The sequence below is a fragment of the Arcicella sp. BE140 genome, assembly GCF_031456255.1.
Taxonomy (GTDB): Bacteria; Bacteroidota; Bacteroidia; order Cytophagales; family Spirosomataceae; genus Arcicella; species Arcicella aquatica.
This window is the reverse complement of sequence record NZ_JAVDUE010000018.1, coordinates 90,179-106,309: the sequence shown is the minus strand read 5'-3', so window position 1 is coordinate 106,309 and position 16,131 is coordinate 90,179. Positions and strand designations below refer to the sequence as shown.

The 16,131-nt window shown below is 35.0% G+C and carries 12 protein-coding genes; 8 read left to right on the top strand and 4 right to left on the bottom strand.

What is annotated here, in order from left to right; translation table 11 throughout:
* The first annotated feature begins 55 nt into the window (after positions 1–55).
* From trpS to J2Y60_RS20670, 3 genes are read left to right on the top strand one after another with little or no spacing between them, the layout of a single operon-like run.
* A complete protein-coding gene (gene trpS / locus J2Y60_RS20680; protein WP_309916792.1) occupies positions 56–1,027 on the top strand; it encodes a tryptophan--tRNA ligase in 972 nt (323 codons plus the stop codon).
* Positions 1,028–1,046: 19 nt separating this feature from the next.
* Entirely contained in the window at positions 1,047–1,607 is a 561-nt protein-coding gene (locus J2Y60_RS20675; protein WP_309916789.1) for a phosphatase PAP2 family protein, read from the top strand.
* Entirely contained in the window at positions 1,594–2,034 is a 441-nt protein-coding gene (locus tag J2Y60_RS20670; protein WP_309916786.1) for a DUF2147 domain-containing protein, read from the top strand. Before J2Y60_RS20675 ends, J2Y60_RS20670 begins: the two co-directional genes overlap by 14 nt.
* A gap of 258 nt (positions 2,035–2,292) precedes the next feature.
* On the opposite strand, the gene J2Y60_RS20665 is transcribed toward J2Y60_RS20670, so the two are convergent.
* Positions 2,293–3,315: an acyl-CoA reductase gene (locus tag J2Y60_RS20665; protein WP_309916785.1), complete on the bottom strand. Its 1,023-nt coding sequence runs from the start codon at positions 3,313–3,315 to the stop codon at positions 2,293–2,295.
* A 189-nt stretch (positions 3,316–3,504) separates the two neighbouring features.
* On the opposite strand from J2Y60_RS20665, the gene J2Y60_RS20660 reads away from it, so the two are divergent.
* The 3 genes from J2Y60_RS20660 to J2Y60_RS20650 all read left to right on the top strand — a co-directional run bounded on the left by J2Y60_RS20660 (position 3,505) and on the right by J2Y60_RS20650 (position 6,756).
* Positions 3,505–3,852 carry a 4Fe-4S dicluster domain-containing protein gene (locus J2Y60_RS20660; RefSeq protein ID WP_309916782.1) on the top strand — a complete coding sequence of 116 codons (348 nt, stop codon included), beginning with the start codon at positions 3,505–3,507 and terminating at the stop codon, positions 3,850–3,852.
* A gap of 329 nt (positions 3,853–4,181) precedes the next feature.
* Positions 4,182–5,321: a porin gene (locus J2Y60_RS20655; RefSeq protein WP_309916779.1), complete on the top strand. Its 1,140-nt coding sequence runs from the start codon at positions 4,182–4,184 to the stop codon at positions 5,319–5,321.
* Positions 5,322–5,418: 97 nt separating this feature from the next.
* Complete coding sequence (locus J2Y60_RS20650) at positions 5,419–6,756, top strand: ammonium transporter (protein ID WP_309916775.1); 1,338 nt, start codon at positions 5,419–5,421, stop codon at positions 6,754–6,756.
* A gap of 301 nt (positions 6,757–7,057) precedes the next feature.
* Here J2Y60_RS20650 and J2Y60_RS20645 read toward each other — a convergent pair whose 3' ends face one another.
* Complete coding sequence (locus tag J2Y60_RS20645) at positions 7,058–7,708, bottom strand: hypothetical protein (RefSeq protein WP_309916773.1); 651 nt, start codon at positions 7,706–7,708, stop codon at positions 7,058–7,060.
* A 724-nt stretch (positions 7,709–8,432) separates the two neighbouring features.
* Positions 8,433–8,729, bottom strand: a complete 297-nt coding sequence (locus J2Y60_RS20640; protein ID WP_309916770.1) for a hypothetical protein — start codon at positions 8,727–8,729, stop codon at positions 8,433–8,435.
* Positions 8,730–9,077: 348 nt separating this feature from the next.
* On the opposite strand from J2Y60_RS20640, the gene J2Y60_RS20635 reads away from it, so the two are divergent.
* Positions 9,078–9,968 carry an exonuclease domain-containing protein gene (locus J2Y60_RS20635; protein WP_309916767.1) on the top strand — a complete coding sequence of 297 codons (891 nt, stop codon included), beginning with the start codon at positions 9,078–9,080 and terminating at the stop codon, positions 9,966–9,968.
* A 298-nt stretch (positions 9,969–10,266) separates the two neighbouring features.
* On the opposite strand, the gene J2Y60_RS20630 is transcribed toward J2Y60_RS20635, so the two are convergent.
* A complete protein-coding gene (locus tag J2Y60_RS20630; protein ID WP_309916764.1) occupies positions 10,267–12,534 on the bottom strand; it encodes an aconitate hydratase in 2,268 nt (755 codons plus the stop codon).
* 441 nt (positions 12,535–12,975) lie between these two features.
* On the opposite strand from J2Y60_RS20630, the gene J2Y60_RS20625 reads away from it, so the two are divergent.
* On the top strand, positions 12,976–15,747 hold the full coding sequence (locus J2Y60_RS20625) for a bifunctional aconitate hydratase 2/2-methylisocitrate dehydratase (protein WP_309916760.1): 2,772 nt from the start codon (positions 12,976–12,978) through the stop codon (positions 15,745–15,747).
* Positions 15,748–16,131: the final 384 nt, after the last annotated feature.

The window sequence follows — 16,131 nt, the reverse complement described above, 5'->3', positions numbered from 1 at the left end:
GCAAAATATTAACATCAGTTACACATTTTATTTTACGATTATACCCTTTTTTAAAATGCGCATTCTAACAGGCATACAAGCATCAGGCAGACCACATTTAGGCAATGTTTTGGGTGCAATTCGTCCAGCCATCGAATTATCAAAAAATCCAGCTAACGAATCTTTTTTGTTTATAGCCGATTTACATACACTTACTTCTTTAAAAGACGGAAAACAACTCCGTGACAATACATATGCCATCGCCGCAGCATGGTTAGCTTGTGGTTTTGATGCTGACAAGAATTTTTTCTATCGCCAATCTAGATTAGCAGGTTATCATACCGAATTAATGTGGTATTTAAGTTGCTTTACACCTTTCCCTATGTTGGCGAATGGACATAGTTTCAAAGAAAAATCTGAAAAACTAGCTAATGTAAATGCTGGGTTATTTACCTATCCGGTATTACAGGCTGCTGATATAATGTTATATGATGCACATTTAGTTCCAGTAGGAAAAGACCAACGTCAACATCTTGAAATGACAAGAGACTTGGGCGGAGCGTTTAATAATCAATATGGCGAAGATACGCTGGTAATACCAGAAGCTAAGATTGATGAAACCGTCATGGTGATTCCGGGTACGGATGGACAGAAAATGTCAAAGTCTTATGGAAACTATATTGATATTTTCTTGGATGAAAAAGATTTGTTGAAAGCCGTAAAAAAGATTGTTACCGATGCTACTCCACTGGAAGAACCTAAGAATCCTGAGACTGATAATGTTTTTAAACTATATTCTTTAGTAGCCTCAGTCGAAGAAATTGAAGAAATGAGAGCCAATTACTTAGCAGGGGGGTATGGCTATGGGCATGCTAAACAAGCCTTACACCAAGTATTAGTACGTGAATTTGCCAAAGAAAGAGAATTATTTAATTATTACATGAATAATATTCCTGAACTAGAGCAAAAATTAAAAGAAGGCGAAGCCAAAGCCGAAGTAATTGCCAAAACCACTATCGAGCGGGTTCGTGAGAAAATGAATTTTTAAATTTTATAAGATAATTTTGATGAATCAACTTGATACAGAAGTATTCTTATGGCTCAATTCATGTCATACTACTACTTTAGACCCAATTATGGCTTGGATTTCGGCAAGAAACTCTTGGATTCCCCTTTACGTGCTTATCATTGGGTTATTAATATGGCGTTATCAAAAGCAATCCATTGCTATTATTCTAACGATAATAATAAGTGTAGCATTAGCTGATCAAATTTGTTCATCATTTTTTAAACCATTAGTTGAACGACTAAGGCCTTGTCATGAACCTGCTATTCAACATTTAGTCCATGTAGTAGGCAATTGCGGAGGTCAATTTGGGTTTTGTTCCTCTCATGCAGCTAACTCGTTTACCTTGGTGGTATGCTTGATATTATTAGTTGGCAAACAATATTCATGGGTTAAATACCTGTTTTTGTGGGCAATAATTGTTTCATATAGTCGTATTTATGTAGGTGTTCATTATCCGCTTGATGTACTGGCAGGTGCTGGAATAGGAGTGTTTACTGCTTTTATATCATTCAAACTATATCAATTCTATGTATCAAAATATGTTCATGAAGTGTCCTAAGTTGTTATCATTGCTTTTTATATGGTGTTTGTTGAGCTCTTTTATAAATAGCGAAGAATCTGATGGAATTGTAGGCGTGTGGTTTACGGAAGACAGAGCATCCAAGATTCAAATTTTTAAGCAGGACAATCATTATTTTGGAAAAATAGTTTGGTTAAAGACACCTACTGTGAATGGCAAGCCCATTTTAGATACAAAAAATCCAGAAGAAAAATTACGAACCAGACACATACTTGGACTTGTTTTTCTGAACAAATTTGTATTTGAAGGGAATAATAGCTGGGTACATGGTGAAATTTACGATGCTCGTTCTGGGAGGACGGTATCAGGTAAAATGTCTCTTAAAAATAAAAATATGTTGGATTTGAGAGGTTTTATAGGTAAGCCTCTTTTTGGTAAAACAGTAACTTTAGTCAGAGCAGAGTAAAAATCTATTACTATCCAATCCTTAGCGAGGGGAGGGCTCGCTAAGGATAAAAATTGGAATAAGGCAAAAAAGCGGTCAGAAAACTAAAACCATGTTCTATGGCACACAGAACATTAAAGTTAAATATTCATATTGATGGTTTTATTAACCAAAATAGTCAAGTATTGTGTTCTGTGTGCCACAGACCACGGTTTTAGCGGTCAGAGATTAGTTTTCTAACCGCTTTTTTGTGATGCTACAAATGAGAATGTTTTATCTTTAGTCATTCAATGACAATAAAAACAACATTGTATCAACACCATCCGCATAATCCCACAGCTTTGGCATTTGTGTTTCTCCGAAAGGAATACTTCCCTCAAACCAAGCCTCTTTTGAGACAATACACTGAATTTTATCTGTTTTATCTGCTATTTTTTGTTTTAAATCTTCTTCGTTTTCATAAGTTTCATAGAAGATAACTGAAATAGGAGAAACCAACGACTCGTTTTTTGTCAGTATCAAAAAGCCATTATCATAATGGTGCACCTGATTTACTAAATAAATAGACTTATTATAATCGTAATTATTTTTGTATTTATTATGGTAAAAAACATCACCCAATGGCTCGATAGTATCATAAAAATTCACAAAGTCATAATCCTCAGGAACATAAAACTTTGAGATATTTCTACAGCCTAAACCGTAATAATCTGTAATGTCTTTTCCCAATGCAAAGAAATCATCCTCAGTTTCACTACCATTTAAAATAGCTACTGAGCTTCTATTTTGACGAATAATATGAGCTTTATTTCTGAAGTAATATTCAAAATAACGAGCCGAATTATCAGAACCAGTAGCTATTAAAGCATCTACTTCGTTCATTCTTTCGCTAATTCTAATGCCCAGAGTCGGACTAATTTCTAACAGCTTTTCAATCAAAGCTAACATCAACACAGAATCCTGCGAACTAACCTTTGCTACACAGTCATGCCCCGCAATGACAACCGTCAATAAATCATGGAAACCTACAGCAGGAATATTCCCAGCCATTATCACACCAATACTTTTTATAATCGGAGGTCTATCGGGTATTTCATATAACCCTACCCATCTTTCCAAGGTATCTCTATCTAAATAAAAATCAGTGATTGATTTGATAGCATTCTTAGTATTTTGGGGTGTAAACCAGTTGTTTTGATGCGAAGCCCTATCTGCCCATTCCTCAATGATTGATTGATTTTCCTCGTCTCTTAAGAAATTTCCTAAGCTAACGAATGTTTCAATTCTTGCTTGTAAATCCATTTTCTGTACTTTTTTTACAAATTTACACAAATACAACGAAATATTTTTTTCAATAGTCTCCAAACTTTATAGGCTATTCAATGTTTAACTGTTAATTTTGTGAATGATTTAAATAAATAGAATGTTTTAAATTCTGATAGAGGTATTAAATCAATTTAAGAAAGCATATACAATTAAAACGAAGTTTTTATGGCAATTATCATAACCGAAGAATGCATCAACTGCGGTGCTTGCGAGCCAGAATGCCCTAATACAGCAATTTATGAAGGTGGAGTAGAATGGACTTGGTCGGGTGGAACCAAATTAGTAGACGTTGAACTAGAAGACGGTAGTGTTATCGGAGGTAAAGACCCAATGACACCTATTTCGGATGAATTTTATTACATCGTTTCAGATAAATGTACTGAATGTATGGGTTTCCACGAAGAGCCACAGTGTGCAGCTGTTTGCCCGGTAGACTGTTGTGTTCCTGATCCAGACCACGAAGAAGACGAAGAAACCCTTTATGCTAAAAAGGCCTGGTTACACGCTGAATAGTTATTTTTTATTTTAGTTGAAAGCCCTGATTTAGAGATAAATCAGGGCTTTTTTATTTGAATAATTATATTTTTTCTTGATATTTTACTTTAAGAATATTTGGTTTTTTTGCAATATTACAGAATATGTTAAAAATGAACTTGTAGGATAAAAATATTGACATTTTTCCCCAATATGTGGTTAAAATTATACCTGTTTTGGATTATTTTTTGAAAAAAAGCCTAAAATAGGTTAAAAATTTGCACATAAAATTTGGAATAGTAAATTTTACCTATAATATTTGCACTGTAATCAAGCATTAATATTTAAACATTCAACCAAATATTATTATGAAAAAAACCTTAATCACGTTATTTTCTTTGTTTTTAGCCGTTCCTGCATTTTCTCAAGAAAAAGAGGAGGACAAAGGTAAGTTTACTTTCTCTGGATATATTGATTCTTACTACTTACACAACTTCAATAATCCAGTAGGTGGAAGCAATTTGGGTGCTTCTGGAACTGCTAGAGCTTTCGATCAGAAATCAGGTCAGTTTTCTTTAGGTTTGGTTCAAACAAAAATTGGTTATTCAACTTCAAAATCTGATGTTGTTGTTGATTTAACATTCGGACCAAATGCTGATTTGGGGCAATACGGAAACGTAATCGGGCCATTAGGTAGAGGTACAACAGCATTGGCTATCAAGCAGGCATATTTCAACTGGAAGGCAACTGATAAATTGACATTTACGGCTGGTCAGTTTGGAACACACATCGGCTATGAAGTAATTGATGCTCCAGTTAACTATCATTATTCACTTTCAAATTTATTTAACAATGGTCCTTTCTACCACATTGGTGTAAAAGCACAATACACATTCTCTGATAAATTCTCTTTGATGGGAGGTATTGTTAACAACGTTGATAATTTAATGGATAATAACACTAGCAAAGGTTTAATTGCCCAAGTGTTTGTACAGCCAGTTGCAGGATGGAACGTTTATGTAAATGGTATTACTTCTAATGAAGCTTCTGATGCTGTCACTGGTGTAAGTGCATCTGATGCATCATACAATTTGTTAGATTTAACAACAACTTACCAAGTAACAGAAAAATTCTTAATCGGTTTAAATGCTGCTACGGGTGCTCAAACTGGTGACTATCAAGGTACTGGTGGACCTTCTACCAAAAAGACTTGGGGTGGTTTTGCAGTGTATCCTAAATATGACTTTTCAAGCACATTTAGCCTAGGAGCTAGATATGAATCATTCTCTAATACTAGCGGTGTACGTGCGTTAAGATTAGCTGATGGTACAGGTGTTAGTGTTACTTCTATCACAATTACGCCTACATTCACAGTTGCTGATGGTCACTTGTTGTTAAAACCTGAATTAAGAATTGATAGCTATGATAAAAACTTCTTTACAGATGGTGATGGCAAAGAGACTAAATCACAAGCTACTTTAGGTATGGCTATGATTTATAAGTTTTAATGATAATAATACACATAATCAGCTAAAATATAGCTGGTTATGTGTAATTTAGTTTCTGTAAACAATTCCATAATAAACCCCTAAAACACTAATCACAATGACACAAAAACCAACATTTATTCCAATTCTCATTTTGCTTATTATTGCAATTGGAGCAGCATTTGTTCCTGCTCCGGGTGCTGCGGTAACAGAAGGCATTGATACAGGTGATACTGCTTGGATGCTAGTATCTTCAGGTTTAGTATTATTAATGACTCCTGGTTTAGCTTACTTTTATGGTGGTATGGTTAACCACAAAAACGTAATTTCTACGATGTTGCAATCTTTCATTGCAATGGGTGTAATTACAGTTATTTGGGTAGTATTTGGTTTCAGCTTAGCTTTCGGAGAAACAATCGGAGGTTTTGTAGGTAACCCTTCTACTTACTTTATGTTCCAAGGAGTATTTGATGGTAAGCCTTGGCCATTAGCTGGTACTATTCCATTTGCTTTGTTTGCATTTTTCCAAATGAAATTCGCCGTTATTACGCCAGCACTTATTTCGGGTGCTTTAGCAGAGCGTATTAACTTCCGTGCATTTGTATTATTTATGGTGCTTTTCTGTGTAGTAGTTTATGCTCCGTTAGCACACTGGACATGGCACCCAGAAGGTTGGTTGTTTAAATATGGTGTTCTTGACTTCGCGGGTGGTACAGTTGTACACATGAGTGCAGGTTGGGCTGCTTTAGCAGGTGCATTATATTTAAAACGTCGTAAGTCACACGTTGAAGCGAATATTCTTCCTCCAGCAAACATTCCTTACGTATTATTAGGTACTGGTTTACTTTGGTTCGGTTGGTTCGGTTTCAATGCTGGTTCAGCAGTAGGTGCTAGTCCATTAGCAGTATCTGCATTTGCAACTACTCACGTAGCAGCTGCTTCTGCTGGTCTTTCTTGGATTTTATTTGATGTAACACGTGGCCGTAAAGTTTCAGCGTTAGGTTTCTCTATCGGTGCTGTAGTAGGTTTAGTTGCTATTACGCCTGCATCTGGTTTTGTTTCAGTAACAGCCGCTATCACAATTGGTACAATCGCTGCTATTATTTCAAACGTTGCGGCACACTGGAGAGCTAATTCTAAATTAGATGATACTTTAGATGTATTCCCTTGCCATGGTGTAGGTGGTATGGTAGGTATGGTAATGACTGGTTTATTTGCTTCTAAAGCAGTTAATGGTGCAGTTGTTGAAACAGAACAAGGTTTCTTCATCACTGGTGACCCAGCTTTATTCATCAAGCACTTAGTAGCTCTTGTAGTTGTTTCAGCTTTCGCATTTGGTCTTTCATATTTCTTATTATTCATTACAGATAAAATCATTCCTTTACGTGTAACTGAAGAAGAAGAAAGAGTAGGTTTGGATATTTCTCAACACGATGAATTCCTTGCAGAAGCATAAAATATTAAAACTTTACCACAAGTAATGGTTCTTGTGGTTTTGTTTCAGAAGGAAAGCCCTCAGACTATGTCAGAGGGCTTTTTATGCTTTTAATATGCCAAATACCAAAAGTGATGGCACTAAAATGGCAGTAAAATGGCACTTAGAATATTGAGGATAAGGGATGTTGTAATTCTTTTAACAGCTTGAGTTTCACATTATCTAATAAGTAAATAATCCTTATAGATAATCCCTTTGTATTTCATAAAAAATTCTGCTACAAAACTGTAGCAGAATTTTTGACATTGGCAGGATAGAAAACTTAGATTTCAATGATATGATCTATACTAATCAGTCCTTTACTTTTAATCAACACATTGAAATATATTTCATAACATTTCCCCCCAAAGTTTATTTCAGTAAAATAATAAATAGTTCCCTTCTTATATGGACTATTAGCTTCCTCAAAATACCCTATTTCAATACATAATGCCAAAAGAATAATTATTTTGTATATATTATGCATACCAGATTTAATTATATCTCCTTTCTCTCTATTATTAATAAATATTTCTTTGAAATACTTACTTCTAAATTGAGATGTTTCAGGAATTATTAGGAAAGTATTGTCATTTTCTTTTGAAAATATCTTTCCCCAGAAATAAACTAAAATTGTAAAGCCTTGTGATTTATCCTCTTTACTATTTTTTATTAATGATAATTTAAGAGATTTCTTTTTGCTTTCTTTATAACCTAAATGTTCATTGCTATCATCCCATATTTTAAATTCATTGTTGGGATTAGAATAGATATGCCATAATTCTGAATATTCACAAAGAAATTCTAATTTATATTCTTTAGGATTGGAATCTAAACGGATGTTAGAAGTTATTCTTCTTCTATATACGTTTGATTCTATTTCCTCTTCATTCATGACAATATCAAAAGTATTAGTAGCTAATTTTTTTATCATGATTTCATGGCTTTAATTGTGAGATTTTGCCTTTGTAATGAACAGGCTATTACAAAACTGTAGAAGCTTATTCAACCTTGGCATGATAGGTTATTCTAAAACTCAATTCCTTTAACAGCTTCATAATTCAATTTATCTTTTATAAGGGATTATTTTAAAAGCGTACTTTGCTAACTTGACGTTTAATGAATTTGTTTAACTGAAAATCATAATATTTATAAATTCTTCTATTCATAGCTAAATTTTACATACTATAATCTATAATATTGTTACATAACCTAGCTTGCTTAATTTTGGATAAACCATTTAAGTGTTAGCTTATATTGTCTTTATAATAACGAATACATTACTTCAAATTAGCTATAAAACCTTTATTTTCTATTGAAAAAACTACTGCTCATATTCGTCCCAAATTATTCTCTATTAAGTTTTTAAAAACTTAATAGAGAATAATTATTAAGCTTTCTGTATTTTGTATGGTACTATACTGATTCAATTCTCCACAATAATGGAACTATGCTCTTTATCTCCCTTTTATAAGAAATATTCAATATCTTTGTGAACCACAAGTTTGGTTTCTTGTGGTTTTGTTTTGTTATAAGAAAGCCCCCAGATAATATTTGAGGGCTTTTTACAGTTTTTTGAGCCATCAAACGCTCAATCAATGACAGTTAGAATTTTTTAAGATGGTTATATTGGCATAAAAAGATTTTTTCTGACACAATTAGCGTAAGTTAGCTTCTCCAGTGAGGTCAATTTGATTCAATTCATTTACAATATTATTTTCATTATTCAACTCGACAATTATTCGCTCTACTAAGCCTGTTAATAAACCTAAATGGTGAGCTTTATTTTCATCATTTTCAGTTTGATTAATAATCAACTCATGTAACTCTTTCAAATAGTTTTTCAGATCTTTAATATATAAATCTATTATATACAATCTATGACTAGCAGGAATGTCCCGACTAGTATAACTATCGTTTGAAATATATTTTCTTAAAAGAACTTCTAATTCCATTATTTTAAAACGTTATAATTGATAATTCATTCCTCAAAAACTATTACCATGCTATAAAGCATATTAAAAGGAGTAATCCTATCAAAAAAGTATAGCTCCTTGTCGAAAGTCATCCACATTTATTCCAAGCCATACTTAGCCATCTTTGGTACTTTTATGAGGTTAGGATGTTGCTCAATTTGCACTAATTGCTTCTCAAAGTGGGGTATTTCATTATCATTTGTCAACATATAATAATCTGAGACTTTTTACGTAATGTTAATTCTAATAAATTTGGTAAAATATTAACATCGTTGGTAGATTAAAAGTTAGCCAGTATATCACCACTCAACCATAAAAATTATCAAGATGAATTTTGTTGCAATTGATTTTGAAACCGCTAATAATTTTAAAGGAAGTGCTTGTGCTTTGGGACTTGTAAGGGTTGAAAATGGAAATATCGTTGAGAGAAAAGAATGGATGATAAAACCTACTCCCTTTGAAATGGGCTTTTACCAAAATCAAGTCCACAAAATCGAATTGAAGGATTTAGTAGATAAACCAACTTTTAAGGAGATTTGGCATGAACTGAAACCTCTTTTGGATAATCAAGTAGTCATTGCACACAATGCAAGTTTTGATTTTGGTGTATTAAATAGCGTCTGCTCGCATTATAATATACAAACTGCTCAGTTTACGCCCATGTGCTCGATTGCCTTATCAAGAATGGCTTGGCAGGGAGAAATAGGTTACGGATTGAGTTATTTGGTAGCCTCTAAACTTGAAAATTATAGATTCAACCATCATAATGCTTTAGAGGATGCTGAAGCATGCGCTCATTTAGTCCTTAAAGTGTTGGATGAGTTATCGTTAACAAGTATCGAAGAAATATACCTATTCAAGGCTAATAATCAGGCTAAGAAACGTTCCACTGGAGTTTCAAAGAAAAAGAAAACCCTTGAAATAGCTATTAATGAGAGCCACTCCAATGCTTTTAATGGTAAAGAGGTAGTGTTTACTGGAACATTAGAGTATTTTGTAAGAAAAGACGCCCAAGCCTTAATAAAAAGACTAGGAGGAAGCTGTTCAAGTGGTGTAAGCAATAAAACGGATTATATTGTAATAGGACAATCAGATGTTTATAGAGTCAGCCAAGGATATAAATCTTCAAAAATTAGCATGGCAGAGCAATTAGTTGCAATAGGGTATAAAATTAGAATAATCACCGAGAATGAATTTATAGAAATGCTGTCAGTTTAATAAGGGAGGAAAAAAGGAAGTTTAGCTCAAACATGAGTCATCCCGAATTTTAAAATTGCATAAAAAACGGTCTACAAACTAATTTAGACCGTTTTTTTATGATTGATAAATACCGAATTCCTACTGTTTGAGCGGAGCGAGTTTAGGAATTCTTGATTTTCTTTTGTTACTTTTCTTTTATCAAGAAAAGAAAAGTAAGGACAAGACGATAATACTTACAAATCCTCCAAAACTCACTATTTTATGAGAAAATTCGGGATGACTCATGTTTGAGGTTGATATATCTATACCTAATAAATTACTTAGCTACATTAGCACGAATAATATTCAATGCACCACCTGCTTTAAACCATTCAATTTGTTGATCATTATAAGAATGGTTTACTACAATAGTATCAGTTGAACCGTCACTATGGTTTAAAACAACTTGCAATGGCTTACCCGGAGCAAATGAAGTTAAACCAAGCACATTTATTGTATCGTCTTCTTGAATCAAATCGTAGTCTGCTTCATTCGCAAATGTAATTGCCAACATACCTTGTTTTTTCAAGTTAGTTTCATGAATACGAGCAAAAGATTTTACTAATACCACACGAACACCTAAGTGACGCGGCTCCATCGCAGCGTGCTCACGTGAAGAACCTTCTCCATAGTTTGAATCACCCACTACGATTGTTCCGATACCTGCCGCTTTATAGGCACGTTGTGTAGCAGGAACTGGCCCGTATTGACCTGTTAATTGGTTTTTAACATTATCTGTCTTCTCATTAGCGAAGTTCAATGCCCCAATCAACATATTGTTTGAGATATTATCTAAGTGTCCACGATATTTCAACCAAGGTCCAGCCATAGAAATATGGTCAGTGGTACACTTTCCTTTTGCTTTAATCAATAATTTCAAGCCAAATAAGTCAGTGCCTTCCCAAGCTGTAAATGGATCTAATAATTGAAGACGATCAGATGTTGGAGAAACCTTCACTTGTACAGAAGAGCCGTCTTCAGCAGGTGCTTGATAACCAGCATCTTCTACTGCAAATCCTCTTTTAGGTAATTCATCACCCGATGGTGCATCTAATTTTACTAATTCTCCAGCTTCGTTTGTTAAGAAATCTGTGAGAGGGTTGAATGTCAAATCGCCAGCAATTGCCAAAGCCGTTACTAATTCAGGAGAACCAACGAAGGCGTACGTATTAGGGTTACCATCAGCACGTTTAGCGAAGTTACGGTTAAAAGAGTGAACGATGGTGTTTTTCTCAGCTTTTTCAGCACCTGCTCGAGCCCACTGACCAATACATGGTCCACAAGCATTAGAGAATACTTTACCTCCGATTTCATTGAAAGTTTCGATGAATCCATCACGTTCGATTGTATAGCGTACTAATTCAGAACCCGGTGTGATAGTGTATTCTGATTTCGTTTTTAAGCCTTTGGCAGCCACTTGTTTCGCTAAAGATGCCGCACGCGAAATATCTTCGTAAGATGAGTTTGTACATGAACCAATCAAACCTACTTCTATTTTAGTTGGCCAGCCGTTTTTCTCTGCTAATTCTTTCATTTTAGAGATAGGCGTTGCTAAATCTGGTGTGAAAGGACCGTTCAAATGTGGTTCTAATGTATCTAAGTCGATTTCGATAACTTGGTCGAAATAAGAAGCTGGGTCAGCATATACTTCTGGGTCAGCAGTCAAATGTTCTTTAATAGCATCGGCCAAAGCAGCTACCTCAGCACGCCCTGTAGAAGCTAAATAACGAGCCATCGATTCGTCATAACCGAAAGTAGAAGTAGTTGCACCAATTTCAGCACCCATGTTGGCGATAGTCCCTTTTCCTGTACATGACATTGAAGTAACACCTTCGCCGAAATATTCAACGACACAGCCAGTACCACCTTTTACAGTGAGGATACCTGCTACTTTTAAGATTACGTCTTTTGGAGCAGTCCAACCGTTTAATTTACCAGTTAATTTAACCCCAATAAGTTTAGGGAATTTCAACTCCCAAGCTAAACCAGCCATTACGTCGCAAGCATCTGCACCGCCCACACCAATGGCAATCATACCTAACCCACCAGCATTTACTGTGTGAGAGTCAGTTCCAATCATCATACCACCTGGGAAAGCATAGTTTTCTAATACTACTTGGTGAATAATACCTGCACCTGGTTTCCAGAAGCCTAAGCCATATTTATCTGAAACAGATGAGAGAAAATCGTAAACCTCTTTGTTTTTATCAATCGCAACCGAAAGGTCAATTTTCGATTCTACTTTAGCTTCGATTAAGTGGTCGCAGTGAACAGTAGAAGGAACAGCTACTTTCGGACGACCAGCCTGCATAAATTGTAAAAGAGCCATTTGAGCTGTAGCATCCTGCATCGCTACACGGTCTGGTGCAAAATCAACATAAGAAGCACCTCTCTCAAACGTACTTGTTGGAGTACCTTCCCACAAGTGAGAGTAAAGAATTTTTTCTGTTAAGGTAAGGGGTCTGCCGACAAGTTTACGAGCTGCCTCCACACGGGCTGGCATACGATCGTAAACTGCTTTAATCATTTCAATGTCAAAAGCCATAATATGTTTTTAGTTAAGAGTTCACGAAATTATAAGATTTAAAGAATAAAGATTTATCCATAAATCTAATTACTATTTTCCATTCTTAATGTATAGAGATAACAAATTTCAGGTATTTTAAGTTCTTTGCAGTCTGTGGGCGTACTTATATCGTTAAAAATACATTTTTTAATGTTATAAGGTTTTATTGTTAATTGGGAATTAATAAAAAAATCATGCTTGCCTGTTCAATGATAGAATAACACAATTAAAAATAACACAAAACAAAGAAAATATATGTTAAAAACGTCTATTCGATAAAAAATTTTTAAATCGAAGTTGCTTTTTATAAATTTGTAAGACAACTAATTCACAGAAAAACTTAATTTAAATTCTAAGAAGAAGTTTACTGATATAAAAATATACACGTAAAAATACCATAATAACTGTAAATAATACAATATGAATTTTTATAACGATTACCTTAAAGAAATCGAAGAAAGAAAAACGCAAGGACTTCATCCTAAGCCAATTGATAGTGCTGAATTGGTAAGCGAAATCATTGAACAAATTAAAGATTTGGGCAACGAACACCGTCCTTATTCACTTCAGTTTTTTATTTATAACACTTTGCCAGGAACTACTCCTGCGGCAGGTGTAAAGGCTAAGTTTTTAAAAGAGATTATACTTGGTCAGTCTGTTGTAAAAGAAATTTCGCCTGATTTTGCTTTCGAATTGTTATCACACATTAAGGGTGGTACCTCGATTGAAGTATTATTAGATTTGGCTTTAGGAGATGACGCTGCTATTGCAAAACAGGCAGGTGACGTATTGAAAACGCAAGTTTATTTATACGATTTAGACTTGAGTCGTTTGAAAAATGCCTTCCTAAGTGGCAATGCAACAGCAAAAGACATCCTTGAGAGTTATGCTAAAGCAGAATTTTTCACGAAACTTCCAGAAATACCTGAAGAAATTAAAGTGGTTACATTTATCGCAGGTGAAGGCGATATTTCAACAGATTTACTTTCTCCAGGAAACCAAGCTCATTCACGTTCTGACCGTGAATTGCACGGAAAATGTATGATTTCTCCTGCTGCTCAAGCTGAAATCGAAGCATTGAAAGCGCAACACCCAGATAAATCTGTGATGTTAATTGCAGAAAAGGGAACAATGGGTGTAGGTTCATCAAGAATGTCAGGAGTAAATAATGTGGCACTTTGGACGGGCAAGCAAGCAAGTCCTTACGTTCCTTTCGTGAACTTTGCTCCAATTGTTGGTGGTACGAATGGTATTTCTCCAATTTTCCTTACTACAGTAGATGTAACGGGCGGTATCGGAATTGACCTTAAAAACTGGGTTAAAAAAGTAGATGAAGCGGGTAAAATTATTCGTGATGAAAATAACGAGCCGATACTTGAGCAGGTGTATTCTGTAGAAACAGGTACTGTACTTACAATTAATACAAAAACGAAGAAATTATACAATGGCGATGTGGAGCTGATTGATATTTCTAAGGCGTTTACTCCTCAAAAAATAGAATTTATCAAAGCAGGAGGGTCTTATGCTATCGTATTTGGTAAAAAAATCCAAACATTTGCTTCTGAACTTTTAGGTATTGCAATTGCTCCAGTATATGCTCCTTCAAAAGAAGTTTCTAATGAAGGACAAGGCCTTACAGCGGTAGAAAAAATCTTCAATAAAAACGCAGTAGGTGCTACGCCGGGTAAAGTTTTACATGCAGGCTCAGATGTTCGTGTATTAGTAAATATCGTAGGGTCACAAGATACTACTGGTTTGATGACAGCCCAAGAATTAGAATCAATGGCTGCAACTACTATTTCTACGACGGTTGATGGTGCTTATCAATCAGGTTGTCATACGGCTTCTGTTTGGGATAAAAAAGCTCAGGCGAATATTCCAAAATTGATGAGGTTCATGAACGACTTCGGTTTGATTACTGCTCGTGATCCTAAAGGGGTTTATCACGCAATGACCGATGTAATTCACAAAGTATTGAATGACATTACGGTAGATGACTGGGCTATCATCATTGGTGGTGACTCGCACACTCGTATGTCTAAGGGTGTAGCTTTTGGTGCTGACTCTGGTACAGTGGCATTGGCACTTGCTACAGGCGAGGCGTCTATGCCAATTCCTGATTCTGTAAAAGTTACTTTTAAAGGTGACATGAAGGAATATATGGATTTTCGTGATGTGGTACATGCTACTCAAGCACAAATGCTTCAACAATTTGGTGGAGAAAACGTGTTCCAAGGTAGAATTATTGAGGTGCATATTGGTACACTTACTGCCGACCAAGCCTTTACATTTACAGACTGGTCAGCGGAAATGAAAGCAAAAGCATCTATCTGTATTTCTGAAGATGCTACTTTAATAGAGTCATTGGAGATTGCTAAAAGCAGAATCCAAATCATGATTGACAAGGGCATGGACAACAAAAACCAAGTGCTTCAAGGATTGATTGATAAGGCTAATAAGAGAATTGCTGAAATTCAATCTGGTGAAAAACCAGCGCTTAGACCTGATGCTAACGCTAAATATTACGCTGAGGTAGTAGTTGACTTAGACCTAATTGCTGAACCAATGATTGCTGACCCAGACGTAAACAATGCCGATGTTTCAAAAAGATATACCCATGATACTATCAGACCGTTGTCTTACTACGGTGGCGATAAAAAAGTAGATCTTGGATTTATTGGTTCTTGTATGGTTCACAAGGGTGATATGAAAATTTTGGCACAAATGCTTAAAAACATTGAATCACAAAATGGTAAAGTTGAATTTAAAGCACCACTTGTAGTAGCACCGCCAACTTATAACATTGTTGATGAATTGAAAGCGGAAGGCGACTGGGAAGTATTACAAAAATACTCAGGTTTTGAATTTGATGATAATGCACCTAAAGCAGCTGCACGTACAACATACGAAAAAATGTTATACTTAGAGCGTCCAGGGTGTAACCTTTGTATGGGTAACCAAGAGAAGGCTGCAAAAGGTGATACAGTAATGGCAACCTCTACTCGTTTATTCCAAGGTCGAGTTGTGGAAGATACAGATGCTAAAAAAGGCGAATCTTTGCTTTCATCAACGCCAGTGGTAGTTCTTTCTACAGTTCTTGGTAGAACTCCTACTATCGAAGAGTATGTAAAAGCAGTTGATGGTATCAATTTGACTAAATTTGCTCCATCACACATCAAGTTGGTGAAATAATAGCATAACATATATTAAAAAAGCCTGAGCAAACACTCAGGCTTTTTTGTTGTTTATATAAAAGAGAGCGTATTTTTGAAGCACTCTAAGATTTATTTCGAAGCGGTTTAAACTTTCGGATTCTGAGGTGAAAGTATTGTATTTTTGAATTGATTTTTTCAAAATTTTCGAAGCATAGCATCGCTACATTGAGTAAATTTTGGAACAAGCTATTCTAAAAGACTTAGTTTAATCCGAAAGGGAAAGTTTAAACAGATTCTTCATATAATCTGGCAAATTAATATAGGTTGATGGCTAATTTTCATTTCGAATAAATAATAGAATTCTGCAAATTTATTACTGTTATCAAAAAAATGGACTACATTTTGAAATGAAGTTTATATA

What these genes read in the sequence shown, in the direction of transcription:
- J2Y60_RS20645 (WP_309916773.1), bottom strand. Translation starts at nt 7,708, where the DNA reads ATGATAAAAAAATTAGCTACTAATACTTTTGATATTGTCATGAATGAA.
- J2Y60_RS20635 (WP_309916767.1), top strand. Translation starts at nt 9,078, where the DNA reads ATGAATTTTGTTGCAATTGATTTTGAAACCGCTAATAATTTTAAAGGA.
- J2Y60_RS20640 (WP_309916770.1), bottom strand. Translation starts at nt 8,729, where the DNA reads ATGGAATTAGAAGTTCTTTTAAGAAAATATATTTCAAACGATAGTTAT.
- J2Y60_RS20650 (WP_309916775.1), top strand. Translation starts at nt 5,419, where the DNA reads ATGACACAAAAACCAACATTTATTCCAATTCTCATTTTGCTTATTATT.
- J2Y60_RS20630 (WP_309916764.1), bottom strand. Translation starts at nt 12,534, where the DNA reads ATGGCTTTTGACATTGAAATGATTAAAGCAGTTTACGATCGTATGCCA.
- J2Y60_RS20670 (WP_309916786.1), top strand. Translation starts at nt 1,594, where the DNA reads ATGAAGTGTCCTAAGTTGTTATCATTGCTTTTTATATGGTGTTTGTTG.
- J2Y60_RS20625 (WP_309916760.1), top strand. Translation starts at nt 12,976, where the DNA reads ATGAATTTTTATAACGATTACCTTAAAGAAATCGAAGAAAGAAAAACG.
- trpS (WP_309916792.1), top strand. Translation starts at nt 56, where the DNA reads ATGCGCATTCTAACAGGCATACAAGCATCAGGCAGACCACATTTAGGC.
- J2Y60_RS20665 (WP_309916785.1), bottom strand. Translation starts at nt 3,315, where the DNA reads ATGGATTTACAAGCAAGAATTGAAACATTCGTTAGCTTAGGAAATTTC.
- J2Y60_RS20660 (WP_309916782.1), top strand. Translation starts at nt 3,505, where the DNA reads ATGGCAATTATCATAACCGAAGAATGCATCAACTGCGGTGCTTGCGAG.
- J2Y60_RS20675 (WP_309916789.1), top strand. Translation starts at nt 1,047, where the DNA reads ATGAATCAACTTGATACAGAAGTATTCTTATGGCTCAATTCATGTCAT.
- J2Y60_RS20655 (WP_309916779.1), top strand. Translation starts at nt 4,182, where the DNA reads ATGAAAAAAACCTTAATCACGTTATTTTCTTTGTTTTTAGCCGTTCCT.